The 17,957-nt window shown below is 72.4% G+C and carries 18 protein-coding genes; 17 read left to right on the forward strand and 1 reads right to left on the reverse strand.

Annotation, left to right across the window (positions count from 1 at the left end; translation table 11 throughout):
• The first annotated feature begins 106 nt into the window (after positions 1-106).
• The 4 genes from mfd to EV385_RS19525 are packed head-to-tail and all read left to right on the forward strand — an operon-like array spanning position 107 to position 7,220.
• The gene (gene mfd / locus EV385_RS19510) at positions 107-3,733 is read left to right on the forward strand and encodes a transcription-repair coupling factor (RefSeq protein ID WP_130510762.1); all 3,627 of its coding nucleotides are present in this window, start codon (positions 107-109) and stop codon (positions 3,731-3,733) included.
• Between the two features lie 55 nt (positions 3,734-3,788).
• The gene (locus tag EV385_RS19515) at positions 3,789-4,514 is read left to right on the forward strand and encodes a hypothetical protein (RefSeq protein ID WP_130510763.1); all 726 of its coding nucleotides are present in this window, start codon (positions 3,789-3,791) and stop codon (positions 4,512-4,514) included.
• 54 nt (positions 4,515-4,568) lie between these two features.
• Positions 4,569-5,594: a nucleoside triphosphate pyrophosphohydrolase gene (locus tag EV385_RS19520; protein ID WP_130510764.1), complete on the forward strand. Its 1,026-nt coding sequence runs from the start codon at positions 4,569-4,571 to the stop codon at positions 5,592-5,594.
• A gap of 9 nt (positions 5,595-5,603) precedes the next feature.
• Positions 5,604-7,220 (forward strand): DUF885 domain-containing protein, encoded by a 1,617-nt coding sequence (locus tag EV385_RS19525; RefSeq protein ID WP_130510765.1) that lies wholly within the window; start codon positions 5,604-5,606, stop codon positions 7,218-7,220.
• A gap of 17 nt (positions 7,221-7,237) precedes the next feature.
• On the opposite strand, the gene EV385_RS19530 is transcribed toward EV385_RS19525, so the two are convergent.
• On the reverse strand, positions 7,238-7,861 hold the full coding sequence (locus EV385_RS19530; RefSeq protein WP_130510766.1) for a hypothetical protein: 624 nt from the start codon (positions 7,859-7,861) through the stop codon (positions 7,238-7,240).
• 168 nt (positions 7,862-8,029) lie between these two features.
• On the opposite strand from EV385_RS19530, the gene eno reads away from it, so the two are divergent.
• The 13 genes from eno (at position 8,030) to EV385_RS19595 (ending at position 17,925) form a co-directional block, all read left to right on the forward strand.
• Positions 8,030-9,313 (forward strand): phosphopyruvate hydratase, encoded by a 1,284-nt coding sequence (gene eno / locus EV385_RS19535; protein ID WP_130510767.1) that lies wholly within the window; start codon positions 8,030-8,032, stop codon positions 9,311-9,313.
• A 94-nt stretch (positions 9,314-9,407) separates the two neighbouring features.
• Entirely contained in the window at positions 9,408-10,049 is a 642-nt protein-coding gene (locus EV385_RS19540; protein WP_130510768.1) for an FtsB family cell division protein, read from the forward strand.
• Positions 10,050-10,054: 5 nt separating this feature from the next.
• A complete protein-coding gene (locus EV385_RS19545; protein WP_130510769.1) occupies positions 10,055-10,555 on the forward strand; it encodes a DUF501 domain-containing protein in 501 nt (166 codons plus the stop codon).
• A 10-nt stretch (positions 10,556-10,565) separates the two neighbouring features.
• Positions 10,566-11,069, forward strand: a complete 504-nt coding sequence (locus EV385_RS19550; protein ID WP_130510770.1) for an amino-acid N-acetyltransferase — start codon at positions 10,566-10,568, stop codon at positions 11,067-11,069.
• Entirely contained in the window at positions 11,066-11,974 is a 909-nt protein-coding gene (locus EV385_RS19555) for a Ppx/GppA phosphatase family protein (protein ID WP_130510771.1), read from the forward strand. The genes EV385_RS19550 and EV385_RS19555 overlap by 4 nt, the downstream gene beginning before the upstream one ends.
• Before the next feature lie 224 nt (positions 11,975-12,198).
• The gene (locus EV385_RS19560) at positions 12,199-12,528 is read left to right on the forward strand and encodes a PadR family transcriptional regulator (protein ID WP_130510772.1); all 330 of its coding nucleotides are present in this window, start codon (positions 12,199-12,201) and stop codon (positions 12,526-12,528) included.
• Positions 12,525-13,463, forward strand: coding sequence for an HAAS signaling domain-containing protein (locus tag EV385_RS19565; RefSeq protein WP_130510773.1), 939 nt, complete (start codon positions 12,525-12,527; stop codon positions 13,461-13,463). Before EV385_RS19560 ends, EV385_RS19565 begins: the two co-directional genes overlap by 4 nt.
• 97 nt (positions 13,464-13,560) lie before the next feature.
• Positions 13,561-14,076, forward strand: a complete 516-nt coding sequence (locus tag EV385_RS19570; protein ID WP_130510774.1) for an LppU/SCO3897 family protein — start codon at positions 13,561-13,563, stop codon at positions 14,074-14,076.
• 381 nt (positions 14,077-14,457) lie between these two features.
• Positions 14,458-15,267: a helix-turn-helix domain-containing protein gene (locus tag EV385_RS19575; protein ID WP_130510775.1), complete on the forward strand. Its 810-nt coding sequence runs from the start codon at positions 14,458-14,460 to the stop codon at positions 15,265-15,267.
• Positions 15,255-15,467, forward strand: a complete 213-nt coding sequence (locus tag EV385_RS19580; RefSeq protein WP_130510776.1) for a DUF397 domain-containing protein — start codon at positions 15,255-15,257, stop codon at positions 15,465-15,467. Before EV385_RS19575 ends, EV385_RS19580 begins: the two co-directional genes overlap by 13 nt.
• A 350-nt stretch (positions 15,468-15,817) precedes the next feature.
• Positions 15,818-16,540, forward strand: coding sequence for a uracil-DNA glycosylase (locus EV385_RS19585; RefSeq protein WP_130513426.1), 723 nt, complete (start codon positions 15,818-15,820; stop codon positions 16,538-16,540).
• A 46-nt stretch (positions 16,541-16,586) separates the two neighbouring features.
• Positions 16,587-17,312, forward strand: a complete 726-nt coding sequence (locus EV385_RS19590; protein ID WP_130510777.1) for a DUF4129 domain-containing protein — start codon at positions 16,587-16,589, stop codon at positions 17,310-17,312.
• 28 nt (positions 17,313-17,340) lie between these two features.
• Complete coding sequence (locus EV385_RS19595) at positions 17,341-17,925, forward strand: hypothetical protein (protein ID WP_130510778.1); 585 nt, start codon at positions 17,341-17,343, stop codon at positions 17,923-17,925.
• The last annotated feature ends 32 nt before the right edge of the window (positions 17,926-17,957 follow it).

The following is a 17,957-nucleotide window of genomic DNA, read 5'->3' on the forward strand; positions in this document are numbered from 1 at the left end:
TGTCGGTGGCCCGGACTATCCTGAGGGTCGCGAACCCCCGTCCTACCGGACGACCGGGGGCATCCGGCGTGCCTTCCGCCCGGACAACGCAGCCCAAGGAGCGTTCATGCAACTCGCCGGCCTGATCCCGGCCGCCCTGCGCGACCGTGGCCTTTCCCGTGCGCGCGACCTGGCCCGCAAGGGCGGCGTCGACGCGGACGCCCTCGACCTGACCGCCCCGGCGGCGCTGCGCCCGTTCGTCGTGGCGGCCGTAGCGGCGCCCGCCGACGCCGGCGGTGCCGAACGCCCGGTCCTGGCCGTCACCGCGACCAGCCGCGAGGCCGACGACCTCGCCGACGCGCTGCGCGGCCTGCTCGACCCCGACCGGGTCGAGGTGTTCCCGTCCTGGGAGACGCTGCCGCACGAGCGGCTGTCGCCGCGCTCCGACACGGTCGGGCGCCGCCTCGCGGTGCTGCGCCGCCTCGCCCACCCCGACACCGGTCCGCTGTCGGTCGTGGTGGCGCCGGTGCGCAGCCTGCTCCAGCCGCAGCTCAAGGGCCTGGGCGAGCTGGCCCCCGTGGAGCTGGCGGCGGGCGGGTCCGCCGAGCTGGAGGACGTCGCCCGGCGGCTGTCCGACCTGGCGTACGCCCGGGTCGACCTGGTCACCAAGCGCGGCGAGTTCGCGGTGCGCGGCGGCATCCTGGACGTCTTCCCGCCCACCGACGAGCACCCGTCGCGGGTCGAGTTCTGGGGCGACGAGGTCGAGGAGATCCGTACGTTCGCGGTGGCCGACCAGCGCACCATCGACCCGGTCGACGCTCTGTTCGCGCCGCCGTGCCGGGAGCTGCTGCTCACCCCGCAGGTGCGCGAGCGGGCCGCCGCGCTGGCCGCCCAGCATCCCGAGCTGGCCGAGATCCTCGACAAGCTGGCCGAGGGCATCCCGGTCGAGGGCATGGAGTCGCTGGCCCCCGCGCTGCTGTCCGGAGATTCCGCCGGCGCGGACAGCATGGAGCTGCTGCTGGACTGCATGCCCACCGGCACCCAGGTGCTGCTGTGCGACCCGGAGCGGATCCGCACCCGCGCGCACGACCTGGTCCGTACGTCCGCCGAGTTCCTGGAGGCCAGCTGGGCCGCCGCCGCGGTCGGCGGCGAGGCCCCGATCGACGTCGGCGCGGTCGCCTTCCGCACCCTGGCCGACGTGCGCGCGCACGCCGCCACGCTGCGCCAGCCCTGGTGGACGATCTCCCCGTTCGGCCTCGCCGAGGCGGACGAGGCGCCGGAGTCGGACACGCCGTGGCTGGAGTCCGCCCCGGTCGAGGTGAGCCCCGACACCGGGGACGCGATCAGCCTGGCCGCCCAGCCCGTGCCGCTGTATCACGGCGACACCGCCCGGCTCGCCGCCGACCTGGGCCAGTGGATCGGGCAGAAGTGGGCCGTCGCCCTGGTCTTCGAGGGCCACGGCACCGCGCAGCGGGCCACCGAGCTGCTGCGCGACGCCGGGCTCGGGGTCACCCCGGTCGACGCGGTGACCGTTCCGGTCGAGCCGGGTCAGCTGCTGGTCACCTGCGGCCCGCTCAACCACGGCTTCGTCGACCCCGGCTCGCAGCTCGCGGTCATCACGGGCAACGACATCACCGGCGGTCGCGGCGCGTCCACCAAGGACATGCGCAAGATGCCCAGCCGCCGCCGCAACACCATCGACCCGCTCGAGCTCAAGATGGGCGACCACGTCGTGCACGAGCAGCACGGCATCGGCCGCTACATCGAGCTGGTGCAGCGCACGGTCAACGGCGCCGACCGCGAGTACCTGGTGATCGAGTACGCGCCGAGCAAGCGCGGCCAGCCCGGCGACCGCCTGTTCGTCCCCACCGACCAGCTCGACCAGCTTTCCCGCTACGTCGGCGGCGAGTCGCCCACCCTGCACAAGATGGGCGGCTCCGACTGGCAGAAGGCCAAGGCCCGGGCCCGCAAGGCCGTCCGCGAGATCGCCGCCCAGCTGATCCAGCTGTACGCGGCCCGGCAGGCGTCCAAGGGGCACGCGTTCGCGCCGGACACCCCGTGGCAGCGGGAGCTGGAGGACGCGTTCCCGTACACGGAGACTCCGGACCAGCTGGCCGCCATCCACGAGGTCAAGCACGACATGGAGCAGGCCGTCCCGATGGACAGGCTGATCTGCGGCGACGTCGGGTACGGCAAGACCGAGATCGCGGTGCGGGCCGCGTTCAAGGCGGTGCAGGACGGCAAGCAGGTCGCCGTGCTGGTGCCCACGACGCTGCTGGCCCAGCAGCACTACAACACGTTCTCCGAGCGGATGAGCCAGTTCCCCGTGGCGGTCCGCCAGCTGTCCCGCTTCCAGACGCCCACGGAGGCGAAGCAGACGCTGGAGCAGGCCGCCGACGGCACCGCCGACATCGTCATCGGGACCCACCGGCTGCTGCAGAACGCGACCCGCTTCAAGAACCTGGGCATGGTCATCGTCGACGAGGAGCAGCGCTTCGGCGTCGAGCACAAGGAGCACCTGAAGACGCTGCGCGCCTCCGTGGACGTGCTCACCATGTCCGCCACCCCGATCCCGCGCACCCTGGAGATGGCGATCACCGGCATCCGGGAGATGTCCACGATCGCCACCCCGCCCGAGGAGCGGCATCCGGTGCTCACGTTCGTCGGGGCGTACGACGACAAGCAGGTCGCCGCCGCCATCCACCGCGAGCTGCTACGCGACGGTCAGGTGTTCTACCTGCACAACCGGGTCGAGTCCATCGAGAAGGCGGCCCGGCGGCTGCGCGAGCTGGTGCCCGAGGCCCGGGTCGCGGTGGCGCACGGGCAGTTGGGCGAGGACGCGCTGGAGAAGGTGATGGTCGGCTTCTGGGAGAAGGAGTTTGACGTCCTGGTCTGCACGACCATCGTGGAGTCCGGCATCGACATCCCGAACGCCAACACCCTCATCGTGGAACGCGCCGACCTGCTCGGCCTGGCCCAGCTGCACCAGATCCGGGGCCGGGTCGGCCGGGGCCGCGAGCGCGCGTACTCCTACTTCCTGTACCCGCGCGAGAAGCCGCTCACCGAGCAGGCGCACGAGCGGCTGGCCACCATCGCCCAGCACACCGAGCTGGGCGCGGGCATGTACGTGGCCATGAAGGACCTGGAGATCCGCGGCGCGGGCAACCTGCTCGGCGGCGAGCAGTCCGGCCACATCGAGGGCGTCGGCTTCGACCTGTACGTGCGGATGGTCGGCGAGGCGGTCAGCGCGTTCAAGGGCGAGCGGCCCGAGGAGGAGCCCGAAGTCAAGATCGACCTGCCGGTCGACGCGCACCTGCCCACGGAGTACATCTCGGTGGAACGGCTGCGCCTGGAGATGTACCGCAAGCTCGCCGAGTCCCGCGACGGCGCCCGCCTCGACGAGGTCGTCGCCGAGATGACCGACCGGTACGGCGAGCCCCCGACCCAGGTCGCCAACCTGATCGCGGTGGCCCGCTTCCGGCTGCTGGCCCGCGCGTACGGTCTGACCGATGTGTCCGTGCAGGGCAAGCACCTGCGGTTCTCCCCGCTGCCGCTGCCGGACTCCAAGCAGTTGCGGCTCAAGCGCTACCACCCGGATTCGGTCTACAAGCAGGCGACCGACCAGGTCAGCGTGCCCCGGCCGAGCACCCGGCGGGTGGGCGGCGAGCCGCTGCGCGACCAGGCGCTGCTGCAGTGGTGCGCGCAGCTGCTCTCCGATGTGCTGGGCGAGGTGCCCGCACCCGTTTCCCCATGACCGATCTGCGGGGGTCGGCGGCGCTTTCCGGCCCCCGCATGAGAGAGTTCTCACCATGCCACGTGCTCGCCGACTCGCCGCTTTCGTCGCCGTCGCCGCCCTTGCCGTGAGCGCTCTGACCGCCTGCCGGTCGGCGCCGGACGCGGTGTCGTACTTCGGCCCGGCCAAGGTGGTCACCGAGCAGGAGCTGCAGTGGGTATGGGACGACACCGAGGCGCGGCTGCAGCCGGATCCGCAGACCGGCCAGAAGCAGATGCCGTTCGAGCGCAAGGACATCAGCAGCCTGCTGATCCGCCTGGAGGCGCTGCGCAAGGTGGGCAAGGACCAGGGCCTCACCGTGACGGCGCAGTCCGCCGCCGAGATCGCCCAGTCGCTCAACCTCTCGCCGGACGCCGAGCTGGTCGGCCTGGCCGCCGAGTTCCAGGCGTGGGTGACCCTGCTGAAGCAGAAGGCGGCGCCCGCGACGGTGACCGACGAGGACATGCGCGGAATCTTCGAGCGGCTCAGCGCCGCTGGCCCGCTGCCGGGCAACCCGACCTTCGAGCAGTTCGCGGCCAGCATCACCGATCAGGACAAGCAGTCGCTGGCACCCTTCATCGGCCTGCGCAACGCGTTGCAGCCTCGGATCGACGCGCTCGACATCAAGGTGAACCCCCGCTACCCGGTGCCGACGCTGCCGCTCTACACCGTCCAGGGTCCCAAGGGTGAGAACCTGCCGTTGATCGAGGTGACCTTCGGTACTGCGGGCGGGGACGCCGTGCCGGTCACCGACCTTGCCTGAGGCCCGGGGCGCTCGGCGACGCCCGGCCGTGCCGACCACTTGGAGCGCCCGCCGGTGACCGCCCGCATCGTCCTGCTGGTGACCTCGCCCCGGCTGCCCGCCGGGCTGCTCAGCGCCGCCGCGTGGGACCTCGTCCGGTCCCACCCGGTGTGCACCGCCGCCGACAGCGAGCAGGCGGACGCCCTGCGCGCCGCCGGGGTCACGGTGACCGTGCTCCCGCCGGACCCGGAGGCGCTGCTGGCGGCCCTACCCGGTTCCGGCGGGGCGGTCGTCTGGCTCTCCGGCCCGGGCGGTGACCAGGACTTCGCCCGCCAGCTCGGGTTGCGCCTCGCCCGCGAACCCGCCCTGGCCGAGCTGGAACTCTGCTACGGCTCCTGGGATCCGCCGGGGGCCCGGCTGCTGGACGCGGTGGCGGTGATGGACCGGCTCGTCTCGCCCGGGGGCGACCCGTGGAAGCGCCAGCAGACCCACACCAGCCTCGCGCCGTACCTGCTGGAGGAGGCGTACGAGGCGTACGACGCGATCGTGGACGGCGACCCGGACGCGTTGCGCGAGGAGCTCGGCGACGTCCTGCTGCAGGTCGTGTTGCACGCCCGGCTGGCCGAGGACGGGCCCGAGGAGCACCGCTGGAGCGTCGACGACGTGGCGGGCGGCCTGGTCGACAAGATGATCCGGCGCAACCCGCACGTGTTCGCGGGCGAGCAGGTCGCGGGCGTCGAGGAGATCATCGAGAACTGGGAACGGATCAAGCGCGCCGAGAAGGCCCGCGGCTCCGTCCTGGACGGTGTGGCCCGCAGCCAGCCCGCCCTGTCGCTGGCCGACGAGATACTCCGGCGTGCCGAACGCGCCGGGCTGGCCGTCCCGCTGCCACCGGAGCCCGATCCGGCAGCCACGCCGCCGGAGGACACACCGGGCGGCGCGGCGCGGGCGGAGGCGGAGCTGGGTGCCGCGCTGTTGCGGGTCGTGGCGGACGCGCGCGCCGCCGGCCTGGACGCGGAGGCCGCGCTGCGCCGCGCCACCCTCGCGTACGCCGACGCGGTGCGGGCGGCGGAGAACGGAAACGTCGGACCGCCCGGGTAGGTTCTCGGCATGTCGGATTTCGTGCCGCTCGCCGAGCGCATCGTCGATGCCCTCCTGGCCGACGACCCCATGCTGGCGTCGCAGGCGGGGGATCACCGCGTCGACGACCGGCTGCCGGACCTGTCGCCCGGGGCGGTCGCCGAGCGGGTCACCATGCTGCGCGACGCGGCCGACGCGCTGTCCGGTGTCGATCCCGACGAGTTCGGCCCGCAGGAGCAGGTCGACCACGCGATCCTCAGCGCGCGGGTGGAGCGGGCCCTGTTCGAGCTCCGCGACCTGCGCGAGCACGAGTGGAATCCGCTGCGGCACAACCCCGGCCCGCTGCTCGACAGCCTGATCAGCCGCCCGTTCGCGCCGGTGGCGGAGCGGCTCGGCAGCCTCGGTGCCCGGCTGGCCGCCATCCCGGACGCGCTCGCCACCGCCCGCGCGGTGCTCAGCGACGTGCCCCGGCTGCACGCCGAGACCGCGGTCGGCCAGTTCGCCGGTTCGGCGGCCCTGATCCGCACCGAGATTCCCGAATTGCTGGCCGAGGAGCCCGGGCTGCGCCCCGTGGTGGAGCCCGCGGCGGCCGCCGCCCTGGATGCCCTGGCCGAGTTCGGCCGCTGGCTGGGGGACAGGCTCGACAGTGGCGAGCCCGGGCGCGACCCACGGCTGGGGCGCCCGCTGTGGGAGGCGCGGCTGTGGCACGCCCTCGACACGGAGCTGCCCGCGACCGAGGTCCTGTCCCGCGCCGAGCGCAACCTCGACGACGTCGCCGCCGAGCTGCGCGCGGTGGCGGCCGAGCTGACCGGCGGCCCGGCCACCGACGAGACGGTGCGCCGGGCGCTGGATCGGCTGGCCGACGACCACCCCGACGGGGCCACGATCGTCGAGCTGGCGAAGCGGACGATGACCGAGGCCACCGACTTCGTCCGCGCCCACGACCTGATGACGATCCCGGACGACGAGTGCCTGATCCAGGAGATGCCGGAGTTCGCCCGAGGTGTCGCGGTGGCCTACTGCGATCCGCCCGGCCCGCTGGAGACGGCCGACGTGCCGACGTTCTACTGCATCGCACCGGCCCCGTCGGGCTGGCCCGCGGCGCGCGTCGAGTCGTTCTACCGCGAGTACAACAACCACATGCTGCGCAACCTCACCGTCCACGAGGCGATGCCCGGCCACTTCCTGCAGCTCGCCCACTCCCGCCGGTTCCGCGCGGCGACCCGGGTGCGGGCGCTGGCCGGTTCCGACCCGTTCGTCGAGGGCTGGGCGGTGTACGCGGAGGAGCTGGTGGCCGGGCTGGGCTTCGGCGGCCCGCCGGTGCGCCTGCAACAGCTGAAGATGCAGTTGCGGATGAGCCTCAACGCGGTCCTCGACCAGCTGGTGCACTGCGCGGACCTGTCCGAGGCCGACGGGATGGCCCTGATGACCGGGCGCGGCTTCCAGGAGGAGGGCGAGGCCGCCGGCAAGTGGCGCCGCGCCCTGCTCACCTCCACCCAGCTGTCGACCTACTTCGTCGGCTACACCGAGGTGAGCGCGATCGCGGCGGCGCGACCGTTCGGCGCCACCCCGAAGGCCTGGCACGACGCGATGCTGGCGCACGGCTCCCCACCGCCGCGCCACCTGCGCACCCTGCTCGGCGTCTGAGCCACTCCGGGAGCTGGTCAGGCGTGCATGCGGCTGAGGAGCTGCTGGCGCATGACGTAGCGGCGGATCAGCTTGGCCTGCGGTTCGTCGGCGGAGAACACCGCGACGACCTCGACCGACATCGGCCCCGGCGGCACCCGCTGCGGCAGCCCGGCCGCCTTCACGGCGGTCGCCCGTACCTCGATGATCTCGCCGTCGAGGTCGATGAGCAGGCCGACCTCGTCGCCGGGCGCCAGCTGGACCCCGGAGAAGTGGGCCCGCACGCTGTGCTCGCTGATGTCCCGGATCCAGCCCAGGGTGTCCATCTCGCCGGGGCGGCGCAGCAGCACCTGCTCGCCACCGCCGCCGCGCACGTAGCGGCGCAGCTGCTCGATCGTCGGCTCACCGGCGGGCTGCAGCTCGATCCGGTTCTCGTTCACGGCGACGACCACCGCGGGCAGCACGAACCGCCCACGGGCGCCCGCCGCCCAGCGCAGGGTCACGAAGGCGCCGGCACGGGGGGCCAGCGCCTGCGGCAGCGCCAGGGTCAGTACGGAGCCTTCGGCCTGTACGACCCGTACGCAGCCCACCGGCTCGGTGGCCGCGGAGGCGGTGAGCTCGACGCGGGTGCCGGTTTCGGGGAGCACGGTGGTCGTAGTCATGGTGCGCTCTTGATCGGCAACAGCGGGCCGTTCTTGAGGCATCCCGGGGGCGAAGTTCCCCGGCCGCCCGTACGGCGCACACCCCGGCTCGATACGCTCAGGGCCGTGGTCGGCCGCAGGGTCGCGGTCAGGAACTCATCCGTACGAGCGCAAGGAGCGACACCAGACATGGCCACCATCGAAGCAATCGTCGCCCGTGAGATCCTCGACTCGCGAGGCAATCCCACCGTCGAGGTCGAGGTCGGTCTCGACGACGGCACCATCGGCCGCGCCGCGGTCCCGTCCGGCGCCTCCACCGGCGCGTTCGAGGCGATCGAGCTGCGTGACGGCGACAAGGGCCGTTACCTGGGCAAGGGCGTCGAAAAGGCGGTCAGCAACGTCGAGGACAAGATCGCCGACGAGCTGATCGGGTACGAGGCCAGCGAGCAGCGCCTCATCGACGAGAAGATGCTCGACATCGACGGCACCCCCAGCAAGTCGGAGCTGGGCGCGAACGCCATCCTGGGCGTCTCGCTGGCGGTGGCCAAGGCCGCCGCGCTCTCCGCGGAGCTGCCCCTGTTCCGCTACGTCGGCGGACCGAACGCGCACGTGCTGCCGGTGCCGATGATGAACATCCTCAACGGTGGCGCGCACGCCGACTCGAACGTCGACGTGCAGGAGTTCATGATCGCCCCGATCGGCGCGCCGACGTTCCGCGAGGCGCTGCGCTCGGGCGCGGAGGTCTACCACGCGCTGAAGTCCGTACTGAAGAAGAAGGGTCTGTCGACCGGCCTGGGCGACGAGGGCGGCTTCGCGCCGAACCTGCCGACCAACGCGGCCGCGCTGGACCTGATCGCCGAGGCCGTGCAGGCCGCGGGCTTCGCCCTGGGCACCGACATCGTGTTGGCGATGGACGTGGCGGCGACGGAGTTTCACAAGGACGGCGCGTACGTCTTCGAGGGCTCCCCGAAGTCCACCGAAGAGATGATCAACTACTACGCCAAGCTGGCCGAGACGTACCCGATCGTCTCCATCGAGGACCCGCTGTCCGAGGAGGACTGGGCGGGCTGGACCGCGATGACCACGCAGCTCGGCGACAAGCTGCAGATCGTCGGCGACGACCTGTTCGTCACCAACCCGACCCGGATCGGCCGCGGCATCGCCGAGGGCGCCGCGAACTCGGTGCTGGTCAAGGTAAACCAGATCGGTTCGCTCACCGAGACGCTGGACGCCGTGGACCGGGCGCACCGGGCCGGGTTCACGACGATGATGAGCCACCGTTCCGGCGAGACCGAGGACGTCACGATCGCCGACCTGGCCGTCGCGGTGGGCAGCGGCCAGATCAAGACCGGCGCCCCGGCCCGCTCCGACCGCGTGGCGAAGTACAACCAGCTGCTGCGCATCGAGGAGGAGCTGGGCGACGCCGCCCGCTACGCCGGTGCGGGCGCGTTCCCGCGCTACCGCTCCGCGTAACGGGAGTTGGAGTTGTGACACCGGCCGCGCGGGGCATAGGTTTCGGCTGGAGCCGATGCCGCGCGGCCGGGTCCGACTCGGGGGAGGGGCAGGGATGACGCAGCGCCGCACGCCCAGTGGGCAGGGCCCGTCCCGCCGCCCCGGGCAGGCGGGCCGTCCGGGCGGACGCGCGGCGGTCCGGCCCACCCGCTCCGCGACCCGCGACACCGGCGACATCCGGATCGAGCCCCGCGCCAGCGCCGTCCGCGTCCCGGCCGCCCGTGCCGGGCGCGGCGGCGACCGCGCGGGCAGCCGTCCCGCGGCGGCCCGGCGCACCGCCGCCACGGGCGCCACGAAACGTACGGTCGCCCCGCGCCCGCGCGCCTTCACGGGTCGGGCCACGGTGCTGATCGCGGTGCTGGTCATCCTGGCGCTGGCGTACACGTATCCGGTGCGGGTGTATCTGGCGCAGGAGTCGCAGATCGCCCGGATGGAGGCGGCACAGGCCGCCCAGCAGGCCACGATCCAGGGCCTGACCGAGGAGGTCGAGAAGTGGCAGGACCCGGAGTACGTCCGGATCCAGGCCCGCGACCGCCTGTTCTACGTCCGCCCCGGCGAGGTGCCGCTGCTGGTGCTCAACGACCCGGCCGGCGCCGCCCGCGACGCGGGAAAGCCACCACCGGCCCCCGCCCCCGACCGCTGGTACGACACGTTGTGGTCGAGCGTCGCCGCCGCCGACACCCCGCCGAAGAAATGACGCAGATGGACTCTCCCACCGAGGCCGACCTGGACGCGGTCGAAGCCCAGCTCGGCCGCCGCCCGCGCGGCACCCGGGCGGTCGCGCACCGCTGCCCGTGCGGCAACCCGGACGTGGTGGAGACCACGCCGCGCCTGGACGACGGCACCCCGTTCCCGACGATGTTCTACCTGACCTGCCCGAACGCGACCGCCGCCTGCAGCCGCCTGGAGTCGGGCGGGGTGATGCGCGAGATGCAGGACCGGCTGGCCGCCGACCCCGAGCTGGCCAGACAGTACGCCCGGGCGCACGAGGACTACCTGGCCCGCCGCGAGTCCGTGATGCACGTACCGGAGATCGCGTTCGTCTCGGCGGGCGGCATGCCGGAACGGGTGAAGTGCCTGCACGTGCACCTGGCGCACGCGCTGGCCGCCGGGCCCGGGGTGAACCCGTTCGGTGACGAGGTGCGCGAGGCCGTGGGGCCGTGGTGGACGGGCGGTCCCTGCGTGGCGCCGGAGCCTTCCTAGACTCGACGGAATGCAGGTGGAGATCCGCCGGGCGCGCACGTCCGACGTCAAGGCCATCCGTGAGCTCGTGGACACGTACACCACGGACCGGCGGCTGCTCAGCAAGGCCACGGTCACCCTGTACGAGAGCGTCCAGGAGTTCTGGGTCGCGGTGCGCGCGTCCGACCAGCGGGTGGTCGGCTGCGGCGCCCTGCACGTGATGTGGGAGGACCTGGCCGAGATCCGTACGGTCGCGGTGGACCCGTCCTGCCGGGGCCAGAAGATCGGCCACCGGATCGTGACGGAGCTGCTGGCCATGGCCCGGGAACTGGGTGTGGCCCGGGTCTTCTGCCTGACGTTCGAGACCTCGTTCTTCGGCTCGTTCGGGTTCACCGAGATCGACGGCGCCCCGGTCCCGCACGCGGTGTACGAGCAACTGCTGCGCTCGTACGACGAGGGTGTCGCCGAGTTCCTGGACCTGGAACGGGTCAAGCCGAACACCTTGGGGAACACGAGAATGCTCTTGCACCTATGAGGGCCGCGGCGATCGACTGCGGCACGAATTCGATCCGGCTGCTCATCGCGGACGTGGTCGGCGACTCACTGACGGACGTGGCCCGCCGGATGGAGATCGTCCGGCTGGGCGAGGGGGTCGACCGCACGGGCCGCCTGGCTCCCGAGGCGATCGCCCGCACCCGCACGGCGCTGCTGGGCTACGCGGCGGAGATCGCCGAGCTGGGCGTGACCCGGGTGCGGATGTGCGCCACGTCGGCGTCCCGGGACGCCTCCAACGCCGCGGACTTCCGGGAGATGGTCCGGTCGGTCCTGGGTGTCGACCCGGAGGTGATCACGGGCGAGGAGGAGGCCCGGCTGTCCTTCACGGGAGCGGTGCGCGGGCTGGCCGCCCCGGCGCCGTACCTGGTGGTGGACATCGGCGGCGGGTCGACGGAGTTCGTCACGGGCGACCGTACCGTCGAGGCGGCGATCTCGGTGGACATCGGCTGTGTCCGGATGACGGAGCGGCACCTGCGCTCCGATCCGCCGACCGCCACGGAGATCGCGGCGGCGGAGCGCGACATCGCCGACGCGGTCGATGCCGCGCTGGCGGCCGTGCCCGGCCGCGCGGCGGCGACGCTGGTCGGGCTGGCCGGTTCGGTCACCACCGTGACCGCCCTGGCCCTGGGGCTTCCCGGGTACGCCGCCAGCCGCATCCACCACGCCCGGGTGTCGCAGGAGCAGGTGGCGAAGGTGACCGCGGAGCTGCTGGCCGCGACGGTCGCGCAGCGCCGCGCGCTGCCGGTGATGCACCCGGGCCGCGCCGACGTGATCGCCGCGGGCGCCCTCATCCTGCGGACCGTCATGGAGCATGCCGGCGCGTCCACTGTGGTCGCCAGCGAACACGACATCCTCGACGGCATCGCCTGGAGTCTCGCCAGTTGACGCTTGCTGGCTTCGATCTTGGGGACTTCCGGATAGCTCGGCACCGAAACTCATCACTGACGGCAGGTGTCGTGCTGGCCGCGACCCTCGCGGTGGTCGGCATTCGGGCTGCATCGGCTCGGATCTTGATGAGTTCGGGTGCGCAGCTGACCGGAACTCTTCAAGTTCTGGCTGAGGGGCCGCCAGCTTGACGGTATTTCGCACTGCGGACTACCGTGCACCGCGTGGATACGACCCAGCTGCTCAAGGGGGTCCTGGATCTGGCCGTGCTGGCGGTGCTGTGCGAGGAGGACGGCTACGGCTACGACATCCTGCGGCGGCTGCGCGCCGCGGGCCTCGCCGACGTCGGCGACGCTTCCGTGTACGGCACGCTGCGGCGCCTGTTCAACGCCGGCTACCTGACCACGTACGTCGTGCCGAGCGACGAGGGTCCACATCGCAAGTACTACGCGTTGAATCCTGCTGGCCGAGCGGAGTTGCAGCGCGGTGGCAAGGTGTGGTACGGCTTCGCATCCACCATGAACGATCTGCTTCGGGAGCGGGGGACGGCGTGAACGGAACGGCACAGGACGAGATCGCCGCGTACGTCTTCGCGGTCCGCGCGGCCCTCGGTGACCTTCCGGAGTCACTGCGCGACGAGCTGCTCGAGGACCTGCCCGAGCACCTGGCCGAGGTGCTGGCTGAGGGCGAGGGCACCCTGATCGAGCGGCTCGGGGTGCCCAGCGCGTACGCGGCGGAGCTGCGTACCAGCGCGGGCTTCGTCGGTGGCTTCCCCGACCCGCCGCCGCCCAGCCCCGACCGGCTCCGCGAGCTGGGCCAGGAGCTGCGGCGCGGGCTCGGCATCGTCGACCGGCGCCTCGGGCCGTTGTTCGGCGCCGCGCGGGCCAGCGAGTTCCTGGCCATGCTGCGCCCCGCGTGGTGGGTGCTGCGCGGCTACCTCGTCGCGATGGTCCTCGCCGGCATCCTGGACGACAGCGGCCAGTCCATCGGGCTGCTCCCGCGCATCGGCGGCAGCGAGGCGGTGGCGCTGGTGCTGCTGGCCGCCGGCGTCCTCGGCTCGATCTGGGTCGGCCGCCGGACGGTCAATCTCACCCACTGGCCCCGGTACGCGCTGTACGCCGCGTCCGTCATCCTGGTGATCGTCGCGCTGGGCGGCTTCACCCTCGCCGACAGCAACAGCCTCGACCCCGAATACACCGACGTCGGCTACAGCGACCCGTACGGAAATGTCCAGGATGTGTTTGTCTACGACCAGCAGGGTCGGCTGGTCAAAGGGGCGCGGCTGTTCGATCAGGACGGCACCCCGATCCACCTGGGCAACCCCTGGTGCGACGTCGCCGCCGACGGCAGTGGCCCGAACGCAGCCGACGAGTCGGTCTACCCCTATTGCCCGCAGAACGCCCCCTTCGAGATGCCATCGGCAGGACCGACGGGCTCGGCCTCACCGCGAACCCCGTCGGCGACCGCCGCGCCCAGCCCCGGCCGGTAGGCAGCACCGGAGCGGGGTCGCGCCCGCGAGGGGTTGATCGCTAAGTTGTCGTCCGGTGTTCGGTCGGCCGTCGACCGACTCCGCGAAAGGACGCGAAGTGAGCAACCCGGTTGGGCCGACCCCCGCCCCCGAGGGCGGCAACACCCCCGCCTCCGACCCGAACGCCGCCGTCTCCGACGCCAAGGCCGCCGCCGTCGACCCGAAGGCCGCTGTCTCCGGCCCGAAGGCCGGGTCCGCCGCGCCGAAGAAGAAGAAGTCGAAGGCCGTCTGGATCATCCTGGCCGTCGTCGCCGTGCTCGTGCTCGTCCTGGTCGTCGTCGGCGGAGTGGTGGTGGGCATGTTCGCCGACCCGACCAAGGACGCCAAGGCCGGCGACTGCCTCGCCTCCGAGGCCGCCAAGGATGTCAAGGTCGGCGAGCGGGGCGTCGCGAAGATGACGATGGTCGACTGCGCTTCCCGCGATGCCGCCTTCGTCGTCCTGGGCCGCGTCGACGGCGTCACCGACGTCAACAACGGCGCCTGCGAGAAGTACGTCAAGGAGGGCGAGCAGTACCTCGCCGTCGCCGGCGAGTCCGGCGACGGTTACCTGCTCTGCCTCAAGCCCAAGTCCTGACGGTGCCCGGGCGGCGTGGCGGGCGCCGCGCCGCCCGGTTCCGCAGGTTCCAGCGCGTCCACCATGGTCAGATCCGCCACCCTCGGGCGGCGTGACGGTTGGCATCGGGGCAGGCGAGGGTAGCCCCGCACGCCGGGCACCACCGGCTCTTCTGCCGGAACGTCAGCAGCCCCGCGAGAACCCCACCGCCAGCGCCGGACCGATCACCATCACCAGTTCCATCTCCGCCTCCCGGCATCATTCCTGCGTGTCTTCACAGTCTGGTGACGGCATCGATACGCTCGGAAGCTCTTGCGCCGGTCCCCGGCGGTGCCGTGTGCCCGGCCCCGGGCCCGTGGGGACGTGTGGCGGAGCCCGGCGGACGTGTGGCGGGAGTGTGCGATGGCCGAGGTGTCGGAGTCAGCGTCGAGCTTCCTGGTGAACGAGTTACGGCGTTCGCGCTCGGCCGCCGGCCTCAGCCAGGAAGACCTCGGCAAGGCCATCAACTACTCGTCATCCCTGGTCAGCGCCGTAGAAAACGGCCAACGCCCACCCACCCGGGACTATCTCGCAGGCGTGGACCGTGCCTTGGATACGGGCGGCCTCTTCCAGCGCCTGCTCGACAACCTGGTCCGCACCGATCAATCGCCGGTCTGGTTTCGGGACTGGCTCGTTTTCGAGCGCGAGGCGACACTCGTCAGATGGTTCGACCCGTCAATCGTTCCGGGCCTGCTGCAGACGGAGGACTACGCCCGCGCGATCTTCGCGGGGTCCAGGCTCATCGACGACGAAGAGGTCGAGCGGCGCGTCGTTGCTCGGCTGGAGCGCCAGGAGGTCCTCAGGGCGCCACGGCCGCCGCATCTCCTTGCGATCATCGATGAGGGAACACTGCGCCGACCCGTGGGCAGTCCCGAGACGATGGCGGCGCAGTGCGAACACCTGCTGCGTTGCGCGGACAGATCCACCATTCAGATTAACGTCGTACCGGCAGCCGCGGGCGCCTATGCGGGCCTGGCTGGGCCATTCGTCATCAGCAAGGGAGACGAGTTCGAGGTGGCCATGATGGACACCCCGTGGCCCGTGCAGGTGCTTCATCGGCGTGATGCCGTTGATAGCCTGATCAAGAGATGGGAGGCGATCCGTGGTGAAGCGTTGCCCCGGATGCAGTCGATAGGGCTGATCAAGGAGGTGCTGGCAAGATGGCAGACCTGACCGGCGCCGTCTGGCGCAAGTCGACTCGCAGCGACACGGGCGGCAACTCGTGCGTCGAGGTCGCCAAGAACGTCCCCGGTGTGGTCGGTGTGCGTGACAGCAAGGACCGGTTCGGCCCGGTGCTGACCTTCGACCCGGATGCCTGGACCCGGTTCCTCGACGGCGTCAAGAACGGCGAGTTCGAACTCGCCTCCGACTGACCGCCTTGAACTCTGGATGTTGGTGACTTGCGGTGCGTGGCTGACCGAATGTCTTCAACGTTCGCGGCGCGCAGCCTTGGGGCCGCGCCTGTTCCCGGTTGCTGGCCGCCTGACCACTGGATGTTGGTGAGTTGAGGTGTGGGGCTGACCGGAAGTCCGCATCTTTGCCGATGGGCGAACCCGGACACGACCGACGCCGCCGCCGAGCAATCCGTGACCGCGTCGCGCAGGATCGGAGGGCTGGCCGCGCGGACACCCCCGGGGCTGGGCACGGCCAGGAACCACCCGCCCGGCCCGGCGTACGTGGGAAGTGCTCTGCTGGTGCGGTGACCACCCGTACCCCGGATGAGGTGGTGGCCCGCGCGGCCGCCGCCCCCGACCTGCCCGCCCTCGACGCCGCCGTGGCCGACTGTTTCGCCTGCCCCCGCCTGGTCGCCTGGCGGGAGCGGGTCGCGGCCGAGCGCCGCGCCGCGTTCCGTGACCAGACCTACTGGGGGCGCCCGGTGCCCGGCTACGGGACGTCCGACGCGGTCATCGGCATTCTGGGCCTGGCTCCCGCCGCGCACGGCGGCAACCGCACCGGCCGCATCTTCACCGGGGACCGTTCGGGGGATGTGCTGTTCGCGGCGTTGCACCGGGCCGGGCTGGCCAACCAGCCGACCAGCGTCGCGGCCGACGACGGTCTCACTCTGGCGCACACCCGGATCTTCGCGGCGGTACGGTGCGCCCCGCCCGACAACAAGCCGTCACCGGCCGAACGCGACACCTGCGCCCCGTGGCTGCACCGCGAGCTGGCCCTGATCCGGCCGACGTTGCGAGTGGTGGTGGCGCTCGGCGCGTTCGCCTGGGCCGCGTGGTGGCCCGCCGCCCGCGCGGTGTACGGCCACCGGCCGCCCAGCCCCCGCCCCGCCTTCGGTCACGGCGCCCACGTCAGCCTGCCCGAAGTGCCAGAAATGCCGGACCTGCTGGGCTGCTACCACGTGAGTCAGCAGAACACGTTCACCGGGAGGCTGACGCCCGCGATGCTGGACGACGTCTTCGGTCGTGCCAAAGAGCTGGCGGGCCTGGCATGATTCCACCTCGACCGCCAACCCCGGAGCCACGGAACAGGGCCTGAGAGTGGACCTCGCCGCATTGCGCCGCTGGTGGCCCGTGGCCGCCGTGCTCGGGCTGCTGTTCCTTGCCGCCCTGGCCGCGACCCGGTCGGCGCCGCAGTTGGAGCGGATCACCCCCGAGGAGGCGGTCGCCACCACCGCGGCGCCGTTGCTGCCGCCGTCCGAGCCCACGCCCGGGCCGTCCGGCGCCGAGGCCACCCCGTCGAGCGCGCCGACCCCCGAGGCGGCGAGCGGCCTGCCCGACTGGGTCGGTACGGCCGCGGTCGCCGTACTCGTCGTGACGGGTCTGATCGTGCTGGCGCTGATCGTCTGGGCGCTGGTCCGCGATCAGGCGCGCCGCCGGGCCCGCCGGGGTGGCCGCCGCGTCACCCGTCAGGCGGAACCGGGCAGCGCCGAAGACATCGTGGCGGTGCTGGACGCGGGCCTGGACGAGCTGTCCGACGCCGACCGCGACCCGCGCCGGGCGGTCATCGCCTGCTGGGTACGGCTGGAGCAGGCCGCCGCCGCGGCGGGCACTCCGCGCCACCCGGGCGACACCCCGACCGACCTGATCGCCCGGCTGCTGGCCGAGCAGCACGTCGACGCCCAGGTGCTGGCGGCCTTCGCCGCGGTGTACCGGGAGGCCCGGTACGCCACCACGCACACGGTCGACGAGCGGATGCGCGGCCAGGCCCGCACGGCGCTGCAGCAGCTCCGCGCCGACCTGGGCGCGGAGGTGGCCGCCCGATGAGCGAGCGGGTACGGCGGGTGAGCGCGCCATGAGTGAACGCGACGGCGGGCTCGACGACCTGTTCTCCAGCGCGGCGGAGCCCGTACCGGATCTGCCGGAGGTGCGCAGGCCGCGCTCGCGGACGGCCTGGATCGTCCGCAATGTGCTGCTGGTGGTCGCCGCGACCGTGGTGACCGTGGCGGCGCTGCGCTCGGCGGGGATCTCCGTGTCGCTGCTGCTGATCGTCGCCGCGTTCGTGGCGCTGCGGCTGCTGATGCTGGCCGTCTCGCAGGTGGCGGCGCCCGCGCCGCCGCGGGCCACGTCCCGTCCCGCCGATTCCGAACACCTGAGCCAGGGCGGGGACGCGCTGCGGGCCGCGGTGCGCCGCTGGGAGCTGCGGCTGGACTGGGCGCAGAGCGACGCCGACCAGTACTCGCGTAACGTCCTGCCCGTCATCGCCGAGCTCACCGACGAGCGGTTGCGGCTGCGGCACGGCATCACCCGGGCATCCGACCCGCGCCGGGCCCGTGAGCTGCTGGGCGAGGCGCTGTGGCAGACCCTCGCGGAGCCCGGCCGGCGCCCGCCGAAGGGGCGCGATCTGGCCGCGTACGTGGAAACACTGGAACGACTGTGAGAAGGGCGGATTCGTGACGGACGCACGCGTGG

Origin of the sequence: Krasilnikovia cinnamomea (assembly GCF_004217545.1) — a bacterium.
Classification (GTDB): domain Bacteria; phylum Actinomycetota; class Actinomycetes; order Mycobacteriales; family Micromonosporaceae; genus Actinoplanes; species Actinoplanes cinnamomeus.

Bases quoted from the DNA above. Each gene is read 5' to 3' on its own strand.
- mfd (WP_130510762.1), top strand. From the start codon at position 107: ATGCAACTCGCCGGCCTGATCCCGGCCGCCCTGCGCGACCGTGGCCTT.
- EV385_RS19515 (WP_130510763.1), top strand. From the start codon at position 3,789: ATGCCACGTGCTCGCCGACTCGCCGCTTTCGTCGCCGTCGCCGCCCTT.
- EV385_RS19525 (WP_130510765.1), top strand. From the start codon at position 5,604: ATGTCGGATTTCGTGCCGCTCGCCGAGCGCATCGTCGATGCCCTCCTG.
- EV385_RS19530 (WP_130510766.1), bottom strand. From the start codon at position 7,861: ATGACTACGACCACCGTGCTCCCCGAAACCGGCACCCGCGTCGAGCTC.
- eno (WP_130510767.1), top strand. From the start codon at position 8,030: ATGGCCACCATCGAAGCAATCGTCGCCCGTGAGATCCTCGACTCGCGA.
- EV385_RS19540 (WP_130510768.1), top strand. From the start codon at position 9,408: ATGACGCAGCGCCGCACGCCCAGTGGGCAGGGCCCGTCCCGCCGCCCC.
- EV385_RS19545 (WP_130510769.1), top strand. From the start codon at position 10,055: ATGGACTCTCCCACCGAGGCCGACCTGGACGCGGTCGAAGCCCAGCTC.
- EV385_RS19550 (WP_130510770.1), top strand. From the start codon at position 10,566: ATGCAGGTGGAGATCCGCCGGGCGCGCACGTCCGACGTCAAGGCCATC.
- EV385_RS19555 (WP_130510771.1), top strand. From the start codon at position 11,066: ATGAGGGCCGCGGCGATCGACTGCGGCACGAATTCGATCCGGCTGCTC.
- EV385_RS19575 (WP_130510775.1), top strand. From the start codon at position 14,458: ATGGCCGAGGTGTCGGAGTCAGCGTCGAGCTTCCTGGTGAACGAGTTA.
- EV385_RS19580 (WP_130510776.1), top strand. From the start codon at position 15,255: ATGGCAGACCTGACCGGCGCCGTCTGGCGCAAGTCGACTCGCAGCGAC.
- EV385_RS19595 (WP_130510778.1), top strand. From the start codon at position 17,341: ATGAGTGAACGCGACGGCGGGCTCGACGACCTGTTCTCCAGCGCGGCG.